The sequence below is a fragment of the Prevotella conceptionensis 9403948 genome, assembly GCF_000312305.1.
In the GTDB taxonomy this organism is placed as follows: Bacteria; Bacteroidota; Bacteroidia; order Bacteroidales; family Bacteroidaceae; genus Prevotella; species Prevotella conceptionensis.
In genome coordinates this window covers 171,598-187,420 of sequence record NZ_HE999445.1, presented here as the reverse complement: position 1 = coordinate 187,420, position 15,823 = coordinate 171,598, and the positions used below count along the sequence as shown (strand labels likewise).

General features: G+C 47.7%; 13 protein-coding genes. 11 read left to right on the top strand and 2 right to left on the bottom strand.

The genetic code is table 11. The annotated features are described in order from the left end of the window. From BN93_RS05080 to dnaA, 11 genes are all read left to right on the top strand, one after another. Positions 1–900: phage baseplate assembly protein V (locus tag BN93_RS05080; RefSeq protein ID WP_232211111.1), on the top strand; the 900-nt coding region annotated here is incomplete at its 5' end. 13 nt (positions 901–913) lie between these two features. After that, entirely contained in the window at positions 914–1,816 is a 903-nt protein-coding gene (locus BN93_RS05075) for a hypothetical protein (protein ID WP_157462663.1), read from the top strand. A 3-nt stretch (positions 1,817–1,819) separates the two neighbouring features. After that, positions 1,820–3,172 carry a PAAR-like protein gene (locus BN93_RS05070; protein ID WP_019187260.1) on the top strand — a complete coding sequence of 451 codons (1,353 nt, stop codon included), beginning with the start codon at positions 1,820–1,822 and terminating at the stop codon, positions 3,170–3,172. A gap of 5 nt (positions 3,173–3,177) precedes the next feature. Continuing rightward, positions 3,178–3,978, top strand: coding sequence for a PoNe immunity protein domain-containing protein (locus BN93_RS05065; RefSeq protein ID WP_232211110.1), 801 nt, complete (start codon positions 3,178–3,180; stop codon positions 3,976–3,978). A gap of 60 nt (positions 3,979–4,038) precedes the next feature. After that, positions 4,039–4,341 carry a tail tape measure protein gene (locus tag BN93_RS05060; RefSeq protein ID WP_232211109.1) on the top strand — a complete coding sequence of 101 codons (303 nt, stop codon included), beginning with the start codon at positions 4,039–4,041 and terminating at the stop codon, positions 4,339–4,341. 5 nt (positions 4,342–4,346) lie between these two features. Beyond that, positions 4,347–5,165, top strand: coding sequence for a PoNe immunity protein domain-containing protein (locus BN93_RS05055; protein ID WP_316928610.1), 819 nt, complete (start codon positions 4,347–4,349; stop codon positions 5,163–5,165). A 552-nt stretch (positions 5,166–5,717) separates the two neighbouring features. Then, a complete protein-coding gene (locus tag BN93_RS05050) occupies positions 5,718–8,282 on the top strand; it encodes an adenosylcobalamin-dependent ribonucleoside-diphosphate reductase (RefSeq protein WP_019187256.1) in 2,565 nt (854 codons plus the stop codon). Positions 8,283–8,967: 685 nt separating this feature from the next. Beyond that, complete coding sequence (folB, locus tag BN93_RS05045; RefSeq protein ID WP_044259887.1) at positions 8,968–9,339, top strand: dihydroneopterin aldolase; 372 nt, start codon at positions 8,968–8,970, stop codon at positions 9,337–9,339. Between the two features lie 317 nt (positions 9,340–9,656). Then, a complete protein-coding gene (locus BN93_RS05040; protein WP_019187254.1) occupies positions 9,657–11,039 on the top strand; it encodes an N-acetylmuramoyl-L-alanine amidase family protein in 1,383 nt (460 codons plus the stop codon). Positions 11,040–11,045: 6 nt separating this feature from the next. Next, entirely contained in the window at positions 11,046–11,948 is a 903-nt protein-coding gene (locus BN93_RS05035; RefSeq protein ID WP_019187253.1) for an MlaD family protein, read from the top strand. A gap of 447 nt (positions 11,949–12,395) precedes the next feature. After that, positions 12,396–13,805, top strand: coding sequence for a chromosomal replication initiator protein DnaA (gene dnaA, locus BN93_RS05030; protein WP_044259975.1), 1,410 nt, complete (start codon positions 12,396–12,398; stop codon positions 13,803–13,805). 161 nt (positions 13,806–13,966) lie between these two features. Here the strand turns inward: dnaA and BN93_RS05025 are convergent, their stop codons facing one another. Both BN93_RS05025 and BN93_RS17365 read right to left on the bottom strand, forming a co-directional pair. Beyond that, positions 13,967–14,566, bottom strand: a complete 600-nt coding sequence (locus tag BN93_RS05025) for a hypothetical protein (protein ID WP_019187251.1) — start codon at positions 14,564–14,566, stop codon at positions 13,967–13,969. A gap of 33 nt (positions 14,567–14,599) precedes the next feature. Then, positions 14,600–14,752 (bottom strand): hypothetical protein, encoded by a 153-nt coding sequence (locus tag BN93_RS17365; protein ID WP_019187250.1) that lies wholly within the window; start codon positions 14,750–14,752, stop codon positions 14,600–14,602. Between the last annotated feature and the right edge of the window lie 1,071 nt (positions 14,753–15,823).

The following is a 15,823-nucleotide window of genomic DNA, read 5'->3' as shown; positions in this document are numbered from 1 at the left end:
CGAGTACCTCATCGTCGACATCGAGCATTCGGTGGGCGAGGGCAACTATTACGCCAACAGGTTCAGGGCCGTCTCATCGGGTGTGCGCAGCCTTCCCTTCCCGACGTGGAGCTGGCCGTGGCCGAGACGCAGATGGCTCGCGTTACGAGCAATGCCGACCCGGAGGGCAAGGGCCGCGTGCAGGTGCGGATGAACTGGCAGACGGGCAACATGCACACCGACTGGATACGCGTGATGACGCCCGACGGCGGGGGCTGCCGAGACGGCGTTGAGACCAACCGCGGTCTCGTTTTCATCCCCGAGGTGGGCGACCACGTGCTGGTGGGTTTCCGACATGGCGACCCCAACAGGCCGTATGTGATGGGCAGCCTGTTCAACGGACGGACGGGTAAGGGCGGCGGAAAGGGTAACAGCTGTAAGAGCATCACCACGCGCAGCGGAAGTACGCTGACACTGAACGACGAGACGGGCAGCGTGCGACTAGCCGACCCTTGCAAGGCGTGGCTCGTGATGGACGGAGCTGGGAACACGACGACGAGTTCGAAGAACAACTGCACCATCTCTGCCGGCAACAGCCACGTGGTAAATGCTGGGGCGAACTATGCCACTAACGTAGGGAAAGGTGCTAGCTGCTTGCAAATGGACGCTGACGGTAACATCCTGTTGGAGGGGAAAAGCAAGATAACAATAAAGGTGGGCGAAAACACGATTACCATTTCGGAGGAAGGCATCGTTACAAATGCAGAGACGGGCGACGTGAAATCAACAGCCGCAACAGGTGCGGTTGCCATAGAAAGCAAAGCGTCGGAGGCTACCTTCAAAGGCTCGACCAACACCAATGTCGGCGGCGGCGACTGCACTTTCGTGACGGGCGGTGATGTGGAAGTTAACCAATCGTGAAACAGGAATCGTTATGACAACACTACCATTGCCTGAAATAGGGCATCAATCCTATTACCTCATCTCGTCTGCCAACCGCGTACTTTTGGGCAACAAGATTACGGAGTTTGTTTGTGACCGCCTTGTGGAACTGACCCTTTTGGAGGATAATGGCGAGGAGCTGCTCTTCCGTATTGAACATCACCGACACGTTACCAAAGGTACGGCGCTTATACATTACTATAACGACGAACTTTGCGACGTGTATTCCGACATGTGCGTGGCCGTAGGCTATGACGGCGCGGTGAGGGACATTACCGACTTTGACGGCGTTAGGAGCCGTTGGGAGCTTAAACGGGCGGAGATATTGCGGGCATACTCGTCGGATGTGGAACCCTTGGTGGAAGGAACGTCCCAACTGCTGGAAGACAAGGAGAAGTTCGTGCACTCGCTCTTTGGCGGCTATGGCTTTTGGCGCATTTTCTTCCAACCTTGGTACCATAGGGAGTTCGAGGAGATGGAACGAAACGAACTTTTGCTGAAGAACTATTTTGGGGAAGTGGACCTGCCGCTCAATGTGGAAAACGACATCGCTCCGCGAGAAGACGACCGTGGCCTTGTGAAAAACGTCGTAAGCAAGGCCACACTTGCCAGTAGAGCCTTCAACCGGCCAGCATTCTTAAGGATGTTGAAGAACCTTACGAAGGTGTACAACATCGAGGCGCGCCTAAACGTAGACTTTGAGGAGAGCTACACTTTCTTAAAGAACGGCACCATCGCACAGGCGGAGCTGTACCTCAACACTTCTGTTTCAAACTGGTACGCCGTGGCAACGGGTCATCGGCTCATACAGGTCACGGCAAGGGGATTGGAGGTTCTCAAGGCTGCGGAAGACATGGTGGAGACGTTGGAAATGAACGAACCAAACACGGAGTAACTTATGGAAGAGGCTAAGAAATACATCCCGGACAACTGTACCCTGGTTTGCGACAAAGGGCAGTTTCCCACACAAATAAGGGTTACGCACAGCAACAATTGTCGCCTGTACGGTGAGCTTTTTGTTACGGAGGCCGACATCGTTCCGAATGTGAACATCCCCCCGTTCGGCATCTGTTCGCTGACGCACAAGCCATGTTGTTTCAATCCCTTGTATTGGGACAAGTGTGCTGCGGGGGTGAAGGTGAACGGCCATAAGCTGGTATTTGAGGACGCCTGCCTCTTATGCAAAGAGGGAGGCAAGATAACGGCAGACTTCACCGTCCCGTCGGCCGGCGTGCTCCGTGGGTTGGGACTGGGTGTCCCCCTCCAATGGCTCGACTACGACAGGTGCGTCGGTTTCGTACAAGACAGGGTGCTGTATGATGTGGGGAAAGGGATAATCGAACTTAATACCAACATTCGGAAAGGCAATTATGGAGAGATGGCGGCCAACAGGCTTTATGCCGCAAGGGGGATGCAGAACATTCGGAGCAAACATCCGTTGATGTACATCGACAAGCCTACGGGAAAGGGGTTCGATGGGGCATACACCAAGAATGGAGAGTATATTGTGGACGATGCGAAACCTTGGAAAAAGGGACCAGAGAAAACAAAGGATTCGGGCAAACAACTTAGCCAGAAATGGGTGGGAAGACATTTAGAACAAGGTGCCGTGCCTGAAAATCATGCGGAGGCAATGAAAGCAGCCAATGATAAGAACAGCTTACGACGCACTGTGACCCACGTTGATGGCGATGGCAATATGCAGATCAGCAACTACGCAACCAAGGGAACTGACGATGTGTTCTCTACAAGGAAACCAGAAAAGGTAACGAAACCTCCAACAAAAGCAAAGGGGTTAATAAAGTCCGTTCGTTCGGAGGTTGCCAATCTCAGACCTGTCAAGGCCATTTCGGAATTCCCCATCTCGAAGGCCGCACAAAGCAGCAAGGCTGCCGCGAAAGCCAACGATGCCTTGTGGAAAACCACGCAATACATTGAAAGTTCCCCTGTGCTTAGAACTGTGGGCAAGGTTGCGGGCAGAGCCTTAATCGTGGTGGGTATTGCTTGGGACGCATATTGCATCAACGAGGCCTATCAAGAGGAAGGGGAGTTTGGCGACAAGACGCAACAGGCCACAGGTGCGGCCGTTGGTGGCTTGGCCGGTGCATGGGCCGGTGCCGAAATTGGCGCAATTATCGGCACGGCCGTTTGTCCTGGCGTGGGTACACTCGTAGGCGCAGTGATAGTCGGTCTCATCGGTGCATTCCTTTGTAGCTGGGGCGGTTCAGCATTGGTGGATAGTATTTTCTAACTTAAATGTCAAGCGTAATTATGGGACTATTTGATGCAATATTTGGAAGTTCAAAGAAAGAACAGGAACAACCCATTAGGGATAAGTTGAAGGACAGGAAACATTTTGAAAAGATGTTGGAGAAGAGATTAACTTCAATCAACAAGTATAAAGCATATCTAACAACAGAGCAAGAAAGTGAATTGTTCTTTTGTTATATGGTAGGAGTCGACAGTATGGATATCATCCAAATAAGATATTCAATGGACGGTGGACTAAAAGAGCTACAAAAAATTTATATGGACTCTTTTGACTACTTCCTTCGTGATAATAGTTGTGATAATCCTGTATATGATGACATTCTAAACAGAATATCACTGGGCATTCTCCTAAACATTCCCGATGAAAACTTCATGCAGTTGGTAGACTACGTACAGCGCTTGGACGAAGAGGCGAAACCTGCGGACTGGACACCGGACTTGTTGCTTTGGTTCTTGCTGAACTCACGCTTGAAAGATAACGAGAAAAGGACACATGCCCAAAAGCTTGCATTCCCTAGAGAATGCAAGGGGCTATACAAGGTAACGCAAGCCGCAGACAGTAAGGCTGCCCTAAAAGCATTAAAAGACTATATAGGCAAATGGTACAACCTAAACAAGGATGCCTCTTGGTACGACAGTCATCTAAGAAAGAACTGCTATTCTGGTTATTGGGCATGGGAAGTGGCCGCCGTGGCCAAGATAATGCACATAGACGACACCGACCTAAAAGACAATCCTTACTATCCATACGACATGGTGCATTGGGAGGAGGACAAGGAAGAATAGGCAGCCGCGAAAGCCAACGATGCCTTGTGGAAAACCACGCAATACATCGAAAGTTCCCCAGTGCTTAGAACTGTGGGCAAGGTTGCGGGCAGAGCCTTAATCGTGGTGGGCATTGCTTGGGACGCATATTGCATCAACGATGCCTACCAAGAGGAAGGGGAGTTTGGCGACAAGACACAACAGGCCACAGGTGCGGCCGTTGGTGGCTTGGCCGGTGCATGGGCCGGTGCCGAAATTGGCGCAATTGTCGGCACGGCCGTTTGTCCTGGCGTGGGTACACTCGTAGGCGCAGTGATAGTCGGTCTCATCGGTGCATTCCTTTGTAGCTGGGGCGGTTCAGCATTGGTGGATAGTATTTTCTAACTTAAATGTCAAGCGTAATTATGGGACTATTTGATGCAATATTTGGAAGTTCAAGCAATATGCAAAAATGGCACATGAGAGATAAGGTGAAGGATCATAAATATTTTGAAAGGCAGCTAGAACGTAATTTACAGAGTAAAGTAATAACCGAACAAGCTCTTATCGAATCTGTAGAGAATAATAACAATCAAGTCGATCGAACTTTTTTGTATTGGTCATTGGCACAAAATGCATATTATAACATAGAGATAAAGTATTCAATGGGGGGCTGTATAAAAGAATTACAGACTGACTATTTGAATTCATTAGATGATTTCCGTCATGGGTGCGATATTAATGATCCCATCTATTTTGAAATACTAAATCGCGTGGCCTTAGGTATTTTGTTGAAAATACCTAATGAGCAATTTCGACTACTTGTAGAATACGTAAAACGCGTAGATGAAGAGACGAATCCCAATGATTGGACTGCCGACATGTTATTATGGTTCATGTTAAATTCACACTTAGAAGATAATGAAAGAAAATCGTATGCTCAGGCATTAGCTTTTCCTTGCATATACATGGGACTGTACAAGGTTACACAAACCACAGAGAAAGAGAAAACAAAGAAAGCACTGAACGAATATCTAGATAAATGGTATAATCTCAACAAAAATGCCCCTTGGCATAATACTCATCTACGTTCAAATGGCTACACTGGCTACTGGGCATGGGAAGTGGCCGCCGTGGCCAAGATAATGCACATAGACGACACCGACCTAAAAGACAATCCTTACTATCCATACGACATGGTGCATTGGGAGGAGGGCAAGGAAGAGTAGGTTGCCGCGAAAACCAACGCTGCCTTGTGGAAAGGCATGCAATAGTGGATAGTATTTTCTAACTTAAAGGCAAATGGCGATTTCGTTTGTGGGTAGATGTGTATTGCTGACGTACAACAAATTGTGCAAAATGGGAAACATTGGCAGTGAAAAGCGTGTTGAAGTTTTCCGTTTTAGTAAACTGATGCGTTGTGGAGGCAGGCCGTTGTCGTGCTGTTTGGTACACATTTGTTTTACAACTTTTGTGTTTCTTCTTTACTTTGAACCTTACTTTGTGAGCAAGATTAAAGTAAGGGTGATTGTGTTAAGTGTTTGATTTGTATTCGTTTAGATGTTCTCCCTATTTTGAAAAGGCTCTCTTAAAGTTTTAATGTGAATACGTCTGTATGAAAGTTAACCTTTGTTTATGTGGCGGGTGTTTGTAGTTCGTAATCTCCACAAATAGAGAACGTTTGAGAATAGATGGTGTACAATTCTGAAAATTCGGAGTAAAGGCGTTTGATAATATCAAAAATAGTTTGTAGCTTTGCAAAAGAAAATAGAGGTTTAGTAATGGAAAATAATAAAACTTATTCATATGAAGAGGCTTTTGCGGCCGCTTTAGATTATTTCGCCGGCGACGAGCTAGCGGCGAGAGTTTGGGTAAACAAGTACGCCATGAAGGATAGCTTCGGTAACATTTACGAGAAATCGCCCGAAGACATGCACTGGCGCATCGCCAATGAGATAGCCCGCATCGAGGGGAAATACCCCAACCCGCTCTCTGCACAAGAAGTCTACGAACTGCTCGACCACTTCCGTTACATCGTTCCTGCTGGTAGTCCGATGACAGGTATCGGCAATGGCTACCAGGTGGCATCGCTAAGCAACTGCTTTGTGGTGGGACTTGAAGGTGATGCCGACTCGTATGGGGCTATCCTGCGCATCGACGAAGAACAGGTGCAGCTGATGAAACGCCGCGGTGGCGTGGGGCACGACCTCTCGCACATACGTCCCAAGGGTTCGCCCGTAAACAATTCGGCACTTACATCAACAGGTCTTGTGCCGTTTATGGAACGTCATAGCAACTCTACACGCGAGGTGGCACAAGACGGAAGGCGCGGCGCGCTGATGCTGTCGGTTAGCATTAAGCATCCCGACAGCGAGGCCTTTATCGACGCCAAAATGACCGAAGGCAAGGTTACGGGTGCGAACGTGTCGGTAAAAATCGATGATAGCTTTATGCAAGCGGCCGTAGACGACAAGCCATACGTGCAGCAGTTCCCCATCGAAGGCGACAATCCGGAGGTGAAGAAGGAAATTTCGGCCAAGACGTTGTGGGAGAAAATCGTGCATAACGCATGGCAGAGTGCAGAACCTGGTGTGCTTTTCTGGGACACCATACTGCGCGAAAGCATCCCCGACTGCTATGCCGACCTAGGCTTTCGCACGGTTAGCACCAACCCTTGTGGCGAAATTCCGCTCTGTCCGTACGACAGCTGCCGCCTGCTTTGCGTAAACTTGTTTAGCTATGTGGTTAATCCGTTTACCAAAGAGGCCTATTTCGACTTCGACAAGTTTGCCAAACACGTGGCTGTTGCCCAGCGAATAATGGACGACATTGTGGATTTGGAACTCGAAAAGATAGACCTCATCATGGAGAAGATTAAAGACGATCCGCAAAACGATGAGGTGAAGGGTGCAGAATACCACCTTTGGGAGAAGATTAAGCGCAAAAGCAGCATGGGAAGGCGCACGGGCGTGGGCATAACAGCCGAAGGCGACATGATTGCCGCATTGGGTTTGCGTTACGGAACGCAAGAGGCCACCGACGTAAGCGTAAGTGTGCACAGGTGTTTGGCACTGGCCGCCTATCGTTCTTCGGTGGTTATGGCTAAGGAACGTGGGGCTTTCGAGATATTCGATGCCAAGCGCGAGGCCGCCAATCCCTTTATTTTGCGCCTGAAAGAGGCCGACCAGTCGCTTTACGACGACATGGTGGCTTACGGTAGGCGTAACATTGCCTGCCTAACTATCGCTCCCACGGGCACTACCAGCTTGATGACACAGACAACAAGCGGCATCGAACCTGTGTTTATGCCTGTGTACAAACGCCGTAGGAAGGTAAATCCCAATGATACAGACGTGCATGTAGACTTTGTTGACGAGGTGGGCGACAGCTTTGAAGAGTATATTGTGTACCATAAGAAGTTTATGGACTGGATGAAGGCCAACGGCTTTGATACCGAAAAGCGATATACGCAAGAAGAAATAGATGCCATTGTGGAACAATCTCCTTATTATAAGGCCACGGCAAACGATGTGGACTGGCTGATGAAGGTGAGGATGCAGGGCGAAATACAGAAGTGGGTGGACCACTCTATCAGCGTAACGGTGAACTTGCCTAACGATGTTGATGAGGCTTTGGTTAACCGCTTGTATGTAGAGGCATGGCGTTCGGGCTGTAAGGGCTGTACGATTTATCGCGACGGAAGTCGTTCGGGCGTGATGATTTCTGTATCGAAGAAAGACAAGAAGAAAGAGGATAAGCAAGAAGAACAGCCCATCGTGCCTTGCAAACAGCCCGAAGTGACCGAAGTTAGGCCCAAAGAGTTGGCGTGCGACGTTGTTCGTTTCCAAAACAATAAGGAGAAATGGGTGGCTTTTGTGGGCTTGCTCAATGGCTATCCCTACGAGATTTTCACGGGTTTGCAAGACGATGACGAGGGTATTGCCCTGCCTAAGTCGGTTACGAAGGGTAAAATCATCAAGAATGTAGGCCCTGATGGTCGCAGTCGTTACGACTTCCAGTTTGAGAACAAACGCGGTTATAAAACCACTGTTGAGGGCTTGAGCGAGAAGTTTAACCCCGAATATTGGAACTATGCCAAGCTTATATCTGGTGTTTTGCGCTATCGCATGCCCATCGACCACGTGATAAAGCTGGTGGGTTCGCTGCAATTGAAGAGCGAAAGCATCAACACTTGGAAGATTGGTGTTGAGCGCGCCTTGAAGAAATACATTACCGATGGCACCGAGGCAACGGGTATGAAGTGTCCTTCTTGCGGACAAGAGTCGCTCGTTTACCAGGAAGGTTGCCTTATTTGCAAGAACTGTGGCGCATCGCGCTGCGGATAAATTACGCATTTCCTTGCTCCACTTCGTAGCCTTGTGGCTGCGGGGTGGGGCGTATTTTTTGTTTAGTGGTAAGGAGTAGAGTAGTAAGGAGTAAGTAGTGTTTTCTGAGTAGTAAGGAGTTAAGCGGGTAAGGAGTTAAAGCGGTAAGGAGTTGAGGAGTTATGGAGTTAAGGAGTTATGGAGTTAAGGAGTTAAGCCAAATGCTTTTAAACTTTGAGGAGTTAAAGAGTTAAGCCAAAAGTATAGGTGGTGTTAGGCTAATAGGATAATTCTGACCAGTCTGACCTGTCTGACTTGTCCGAAAGCTAAAATGAACTAGAAACCTAGAAACCGCTAGACACCTTATAAAGGCGTTAGCCATCTTTTCACCCTTCACTTTTAGAAGTTAAGGAGTTATGGAGTTAAGGAGTTAAGCCAATAGCTCAGTTGTTAAGAAGTTAAGCCAAATGTATAGGTGGCGTTAGCCATCTTTTCACCCTTTCACCTTTAAACGGCGCAGCCATTTTTTCACCCTTTCACCCTTTCACCTTTGCACCTTTAAGCGGCGTTAGCCATCTTTTCACCCTTTCACCTTTAAACGGCGCAGCCATCTTTTCACCTTTAAACGGCGTTAGCCATTTTTTCACCTTTTCACCCTTTCACTTTTTCACCTTTAATAACCCTTTCACCTTTTCACCCTTTCATTATGTCCCATTACATTCATCTTCGGAACCTACATTTCCACGCCTTTCACGGCGTGATGCCCCAAGAACGAACGGCGGGAAACGACTATGTTGTGAACCTTCGTGCCGAATATCCCATCGAACAAGCCATGCAGAGCGACGATGTGGCCCACACGTTGAACTATGCCGAGGTGTACGCCGTTGTTGAAACAGAGATGCAAAAGCCGTCATGTCTACTCGAAAACGTGGCCTATCGCATCGCCCAACGGCTCTTTCGCGACTTCCCCCGAATACGTTCGATACGACTTGAAGTGGCTAAACAAAACCCGCCTATGGGCACTTGTGGAGGGCAAGCAGCCGTAGAAATTCAATTAAATAATGATAAAAGCCAGTGAGAAGGGCTTTAATACGGCCTTTTTTCTGTATTTTTGCATAAACAAAGCCGTTAATCGGCAGCTCAGGATACACAAGGGCGGGTTCTGAAACAGTCCCCTTGCTGGATTTTTAGGTTTTATCTGGGCATATTTCGCTTGGTTCTTGATAGGTGTCATAACAAGGCTTGACACTCGAAAGAACGAACGAAGGATGGCAGAAAAAACAGAGATACAGTGGAGAGTGAGACTCAATGCAGACTTGAAATGCAACGAAAACTTTTAGGACAAGCCCCAAATGTAACATGACATCGATGATACGGCTCTTCAAATCAGCGTGTATGAACAAAAAGATTGCCGCCCTCCTCGCCCTGTTACTCCTTCTGCCGTTTGCCGCAAATGCCGCAGGCAAGAAGTTCGTGTTGGTTATCGACCCTGGGCACGGCGGCAAAGATGCTGGCGCACTGGGCACTTTCTCGAAAGAAAAAGACATAAACCTGAGCGTGGCTATGGCCTTTGGAAAACAGGTACAGCGTAATTGCCCCGACGTAAAGGTGATTTATACGCGTACAACTGATGTTTTTATTGGACTGAAAGAACGGGCCAACATCGCCAATAAGAATAAGGCCGACTTGTTTATATCGGTACATACCAACGCTTTGCCCGGCGGAAAGCAGGCCTATGGCATGGAAACTTACACCCTGGGAATGCACCGAGCCGGCGACAATCTGGATGTGGCTAAGCGCGAAAACGCCGTAATCTTGATAGAAAAGGACTATAAACAAAGCTATCAGGGCTTTAATCCCAACTCGGCGGAGAGCTATATCATGTTCGAGTTTATGCAAGACCGCAATATGGCCAACAGCGTAGACTTGGCCAAGATGGTGCAACGCGAAACGTGTTCGGCAGCCAATCGTCCAGACAAGGGCGTGCATCAGGCGGGGTTCCTCGTGCTGAGAGAGACGTCGATGCCTAGTTGTCTCATCGAATTGGGCTTTATCACCACACCCGACGAAGAGCGGTTGCTCAACGATAAGGCGCGCGTGGAGAACATCGCCACGGGTATTTATCGGGCGTTCGTGAACTATAAGAATAAGTACCACAATGGAGTGGTGGTGCCTTATAAGCCTGCACCCGTGCCAACGCCTGCCGTTCCCGACGTTGTTCCCGATGTGTACAAGTCTAACGATGTGCCTGCAACGCCAACTAAGCCTGCACCGCAAACTTCAAGAAGAGTGGGGCGAACATCGTCTGAACCGCTAATACGCGATAGTGCAGCTGGCAGGACAGTGCCGCAAAGGGCGCAGGCCGGCAACCAAGGCACAACAGAACGCCCAACGGTGTATACGCCCGAACCAAGGCCGAACGAAGAAACAAGGTTGCCAAACGTTACGTCGGGAGATGCCGAAGAAAAGATAATATCCTTCGGCGAAACGGCCGTGGTACCCATCTTTAAGGTGCAAATCATTGCCAGTCCCACGCGCATACGTCGCAACAGTCCGCAATTTAAGGGGCTGAAAGACGTGGGATATTTCAGAGAGAACGACATGGTGAAGTACACTTATGGTGCATCGGCCGACTATAACGAGATAAACCGACTGCGGAAGAGCATTGCCAACAAGTTCCCCGATGCGTTCGTCATCGCCTTTAAAGACGGTGAGCGCATGGATGTGAACAAAGCCATACGCGAGTTCTCGGTTAACAGACATAAAGGAAACAAATAATTAAATATGAAAATCTTTACGAGAGAGGTAAAAATTGCCCTTGTAGCCATTGCCGGAGTGGTGATCTTGTTCTTCGGCATGAACTTTCTGAAAGGGTTAACCTTATTTTCCAACGATACAGGCTATAAGGTAATGTTCAAAGATATAACCGGTTTATCCAGCTCAACGCCAATCTATGCCAATGGGTTTGCTGTGGGCGTGGTAACCGGCATCCAGTATAACTACGACCAAAAGGGGGATATCGTGGTTACGATAGACCTCGATAAGAATATGCGCGTGCCGCAAGGAAGCACAGCCGAGATAGAGAGCGACTTCATGGGAAACGTGAAACTAAACCTTATTCTTGCTCCCAATAGCGGTCGGTTTCTTAGTCCTGGTGACGTGATACAGGGCAACGTAAGCAAGGGAGCATTGGCGCAGGTGGCCGACATGGTGCCATCTATCGAGCGATTGTTGCCCAAACTCGATTCCATTTTGGCTAATGTGAACGCTATTTTGGCCAATCCCGCCATCAACCAGTCGTTAGACAACGTGCAAGGGCTTACCGCTAACCTGCGCACCACTTCGCAACAGCTCAATGGTTTGGTGGCTGGTCTTAACCGAAGTGTACCTGCTATGGTGGGAAAGGCCAACAAGGTGTTGGACAATACCAACACGCTGACCACCAACTTGGCTGCGCTAGACCTCGACGGGACGATGCAACAGGTGAACCGAACCTTGGCCAACGTGGAGGAAATGACACAAAAGCTTAACAGCAACGAGGGCTCGTTGGGCTTGCTGATGCGCGACCCAACCCTTTACAACAACCTCAATGCAACGCTGATGAGTGCCGACTCGCTGCTTATCAACGTTCGCCAACACCCCAAACGCTACGTGCACTTCTCGCTCTTCGGGCGTAAAGACAAGTAGGGCTTTGAGTTTGTTAGGTTATAGCGTTGCAGCGGTTGTGCGGTTTTGAGTTCACAACCTCACCAACTTAACATCCATAAACACATCTCCGCCACCATTCTGCAAAGCTAGAGTGGTGGCGGTTGTGTGTCTTAGGGGGTGGTTGATACAAGTATTTGCCACGTCGTTAGCTAAGTTATGGCAAAGCATATCATACCCCCATATCCCCTTGGAGAGGGGTTGTGGGGTGAGGCCAGAACTCATGCGCGTTCACTTATTTGTCCTTAATATTCTCCTTGAATTCACCTGGTGCAATGTTTCACAAGTTTTGCAAAACCTTTCACGTCCTTAATCTTCTTCAAAAACGGCCTGTAATTTGCCAAAACCAATTTTTTTTGCGATATTTGCAGTAGATTTCAGAGACCGCGGCACGCCATGTGCCGAAAAACCAACAACAGTATAGATATAATGGACGTAACTCCCGATAAACATTGGGAAGCAGCTCTTGCGCTCATTGCGCAGAACGTTTCTCCACAGCAGTTTGACACCTGGTTCAAACCTATTGTCTTCGAATCGTTTAACAACGAAACGAAGCTTTTGGTGTTACGTGTGCCAAGCTCGTTTGTGTACGAGTATATCGAAGAACATTATATCGATCTGCTAAGCAGGGTGTTGTTCTCCGCTTTTGGTCAGCGCATACGCCTTACTTATAGGGTGGTGGTGGATAGCGAGCACAAAAAGACTCAAGACATCGAGGCCGACCCGGCCGAGGCGCACGCTACGCAGGCCGCCAAAACATGGGGCGCAAAGCAGAAAGCTGTGGAAGAACCGGCCAAGGAGCAGGAACTAGACCCGCAACTTAACCCACACCAAACTTTCTCGAACTACATCGAGGGCGAGAGCAACAAGCTGTCGCGTTCCGTAGGGCTGTCTGTTGCCGAGCATCCCAACACCAATCAGTTCAACCCCATGTTCATTTATGGGCCGTCGGGCTGTGGAAAAACCCACCTCGTAAATGCCATCGGCGTGCAAACCAAGCAGCTGTACCCCCAGAAAAGGGTGTTGTACATCAGCGCACACCTCTTTCAGCTGCAGTTTGTTAACGCAGTGTTGAAGAACGCCACCAACGACTTCATCAAGTTCTACCAAACCATCGACATGCTTATTGTTGATGATGTGCAGACGTGGGCCAGCGCAGAAAAAACCCAAGAAACGTTTTTCCACATCTTCAACCACCTCTTTCGCAACGGCAAACGCATCATCTTGGCTAGCGATCGCCCACCCGTTGAACTGAACGACATGAGCGATAGACTTATCACCCGTTTCTCGTGTGGCATCATTGCCGAACTAGAAAAGCCCAATGAACAACTCTGTGTAGACATATTGAACGCCAAAATACGCCGCGACGGCCTGAAAATACCTGCCGAAGTTACGCAGTTTATTGCTGAAACGGCTAATGGAAGTGTGCGCGACTTGGAGGGGGTTATCAACAGTTTGATGGCTTATTCGGTGGTGTATAACAGCGACATTGACATGCGGTTGGCCGAAAGGGTGATTAAAAGGGCTGTGAAGGTAGACGATACGCCACTTACCGTAGACGACATTTTGGAGAAGGTGAGCAATCATTTCAACGTTAGCGTGTCGGCCGTGAGCAGCAAAAGCCGCAAGCGCGACTTGGTTGTGCCGCGCCAAGTGTCGATGTATTTGGCTCAGAAATACACCAAGATGCCTGCCAGCCGCATAGGAAAGCTTGTTGGCGGGCGCGACCATAGCACGGTGCTGCATAGCTGTGCGCAGGTTGAGGCGCGCCTTAAAACCGACAGCCTTTTTGCTGCCGAGGTGGAAAGCATCGCCACATCGTTTAAGCTGAAAGGATAGGGGAGAAATTGTTTTTTTCTCCCCCATGCAGATATTACTTGTTGGTAGAGATAATTTTTGCGCGAAGGTAAAGCCAAAGATGTTTTCTAGCCACACTTGAAAGGCGCACATTTGTATTTGCTTATCAGTATTTCGCGAGGCTCTTTCCCCGCCAGATTGTGCTATTTAGTAGGCTTTATTCTCAGTGTCACTTCTGCATAGAGGTCGGCACACCCCGCAATCATCAGTAGATGGCTCTTCGATAGAGGCATGTCTTCGTTGTCTATCTCGCATTTGTACACATTATATTGCATGCTGCCTTTGCACGTTACGAACCATTTAATGGTATGCGGCTCATCGTTGCCGAATAGTTTTTTGCTTATAAATTCAAAGATATACGTTTCACGTCCCCAAAAATCTTCCTTCCAAATCCGCATGTCAGTGGCAGATACATTCAATGTTGTTCCCCCGAGAAAGTTGGGTATGGTATTTTCTTTTATGTACGCCCATCTGGTTCTGTTAATTTCCAGGGGTTTGAGGTCGCTCCCTCTATAAACACGCACTTGGATGTCTTCCTTTTTAGCATTCCATGTTTCGGGCTTTGTGTTGTCGATGATGTTTAGAGAGTCTGCAATGTTTGTGCCTTTGGGGCTTTCGAACCTGATGCTTACCCTAAAAGGGTCTACAACATGAGGGCCGTCTTCATCCGAACACGAGAGTAGTGTACATATACAGATGCAAAGCATGGCTTTTGTCCATATTGTTTTTATATAGGTCTTCATGATTGCTGCATTTTAATTGTATGTGAAATTGTGTTAGTGCTTTGTAAACGTGGCATACTTCAACAGATATTTATAATTAGTGCGTGTGCTTTCTGCGTTGTCGTTGTATGGAGCTGGAGTATCTGTGTTAAAAACATTGTCCGAGAGGTATCCGTTGTCTTTCTTGTCTGTGGCATTTGTTTCCACTTGTTGCGTATTTTTTGGGTTAGCTCACCCATGTTTTCTTCACTTGTTTTAGAACAGGCCACAATGAATATCCCTCCCAAGCAGTAAAGGATTGTTCGTTTGATTGAAAATTTGTTCATGTTCTTTGGTTTTAAAGTGTTGACACAGCAAATTTAAGTAAAATATTTTTACGCGCCAAGCGTTTAATAAAGTTTCTTTCGATTTATTTTTAATTTCCTGTTTTGTCTTCCGATTTACAACAAAAATGTACTAATATTAATAAGATTGTTGTGCATTGTGTGTGCCGCGATGGGGTGTAATAATGAAAAATAACTGTGTTTATCCTGCTCGGATGCTGAAAAGATGGTCTAGTAAGACGTATAGATATTGTTCTAAAAATATTGATGTTTGGTAAAACCTTTCTTATTGTTCTGAGGGGGGGAGGTATAAAATAACAGCCTTTTTGAAAGATAATTTGTTGCTTATCCAACCATATTCTATGAAAATGATGCTTTTTGGTGGTGGTTACTATTCGATACTAAAAGTAAACTATTATAGAGAAGCAAGGTGTGTGTTACCGATGAATAAAGGTGGTGTAGCTTGCAGTCTGTTGTTATCGGCTGGCGGAATTAATTCGTACACTCGTCAACTCGTAAAGCTACAAGCTCGTTAACTTAAAAAGAAATGTCCACTTTTCAGTGTAGTTTTTAACATTATGAGTGCCTTCTAAACTCACCAACTGCCCAGCAGGCTGCAAAAAAACGATTCTCGCGGAGGTTGGTTGTGATGCAAAAAGGGGCTAGTTGTACATGTTGGCAAAATGAATATTTATTTGGAACGACCGCCATTTGCACCAGGTTTTGGGCTATTTGCCGCTAATTACACTGCGTTTTGCTGCTAAATGCACTGCGTTTTGGTGCTAAACGCAGTACGTTTTGGTGCTAAATACAGTGCGTTTTGGTGCAAAACGCAGGGTAAAATGGTGCAAAACGCAGGGTAAAATGCGGCTAAATGGAAGGTAATAAGCATAAAAATACACCGCAAATAGTATAAACAAACCTTTTAGAACCATGAAACACATGGCCCAAAAGG